General features: G+C 55.5%; 2 protein-coding genes. Both read right to left on the bottom strand.

The features are described from left to right. Window positions 1-20: 20 nt before the first annotated feature. Window positions 21-605: a hypothetical protein gene (locus tag E5W70_RS32310; RefSeq protein ID WP_292665403.1), complete on the bottom strand. Its 585-nt coding sequence runs from the start codon at window positions 603-605 to the stop codon at window positions 21-23. Window positions 606-951: 346 nt separating this feature from the next. Then, the coding region (locus E5W70_RS32305; RefSeq protein ID WP_292665401.1) for a DUF4336 domain-containing protein at window positions 952-1674 on the bottom strand (723 nt) is incomplete at its 5' end.

Here is a 1674-nt window from a genome sequence, read left to right as displayed (position 1 = left end):
GGCGGGTCTGAGTGGGGCGATCAATCGTCTTCAGCAAAGTCCGTCAATTTCCAGCTGGCTCCATCTTTGCCAAAGACATAGATAAGCGAGCCGCAGAAAGCGGAATACGTGACATTACCTTCATTGGTGTCTTTGACGGGCTTCTCCTTGGCAAGACAATTCCGCTGCGCTATTGTGAAAGCACCCTTCCAGATCAAAGGGAAGTCATCTACTTGCCGTTGGTCATTGTAATAGATGGGATATTTGATCATCTGCGATACGGCTTTTTGGTCGCTCTTGCCGACGGCAGCCTTGAATTTTGTCCAGAACGCTGCGAATCCGTCATCGCTCTTCGCCGCCAGCGCTGATCCCGCCGATATGAACAGACCAGCCAAAAACAGTCCCTTTGCGATCGCCGACCCGATCGAATTCATGATTGCCCCCAATGAATAATTTTTATTGCCTGTGGTTTGTAAGTTAGCCGACCTTACGAGCATGCTCAATCGGTTATGACTGCCTGTTGTCAGAACGGTCGATATCCGGGAGGCGGACTCACAGTCGCCGTCACGCACCCCTTCGTCGATCAATTTAAGTGCCAACGCGACGGCAGTCGGGTGCGCTGTCATTATGCTATCCGTCGAGCGCGACTGAAACCCGACAGTCAGCAATCGGCCCAGCTCAAGTCGTTCAACGCGTCGTCACCAAACGTCCCCAATTGGCGCTCGTTGCTCGTTCCAATGATCGAGACGAACGGCAGAAATCGACACCGTTTGCGGAAGCTCGTTCGACCGCGGTCGAATTCACGCCCATGACCCTGACCGGACCTTCAGGGACCTTTTTTCCTTCCAGAAACCGGACATTCGGCCCAACCAGCGCTCATGACCCTCTGCTGCCCTTCCACGGACCACCTTGGAAGTCCTGATGGGGGTGGAGACCCGACATCGCACTTATCTCGCGCCCGCAAGGGACAAACTACCCTCCGTAGGGCGCTGCTCCGAATATCCTTCGGATGACCTCGTCCGCATCCGCATCAAAACAGCGGCCATGACTGAGCACGATTCGCTGCGGCTGCCATGAGTGGATCCTTCCGATTGCAGCCTTTGCCTTCCGTCGCTGCACGAGTAGCGGCAGCCGCATACCGAAGAATATTTGACCGCCAGGATGATACATCCCAGTGAGCTTGGTGGCCGTTCGCCATGGCTCGGAAATCTTGTCCAGTTCGATGTTGATGATGGCGTCGGTGAGTATCAGCGTCCTCGACGCCTTGTGGAAAAAAATGAACTCTTTGAAATAGCCGCCGGGAAAAAGCACTTGATCGATCTCTCGACGCCATTCTTCAGGCGGACTGGCTTCCAGGTCTCTCTTGAAGTCGACATCCACATGCCGTGCCCGTGCCCGTTGGCGCACACGCGGTGACGCCCAGGTGATCGTATCGGGAAACGCCGCCGCCCATTCCCCGATGTGCGCATAGTGGAATTGGTTGGGCGATACGAGATGGCGAACCCTCCCCACACCCTGCAGTTCCTCGGCCAGCCGCGCGTCGAACTTGATCGGCGAATGAAAGAAGAGGTCACCGCTTGAAAGGTGAACCACAGTCATTCGTGTCGTGAACGGAAGCGGCAGCTTAAGTCCGCCTACAGTCAAGTATTCCAAGGGACCATCGACGATGCCGATGTCCGGAGCGAGTGGCTTGTA

This window comes from Mesorhizobium sp., from assembly GCF_005063415.1.
GTDB lineage: Bacteria > Pseudomonadota > Alphaproteobacteria > Rhizobiales > Rhizobiaceae > Mesorhizobium.
Note: the sequence above shows the minus strand (reverse complement) of the source record. Positions and strands in the feature narration are given on the sequence as shown.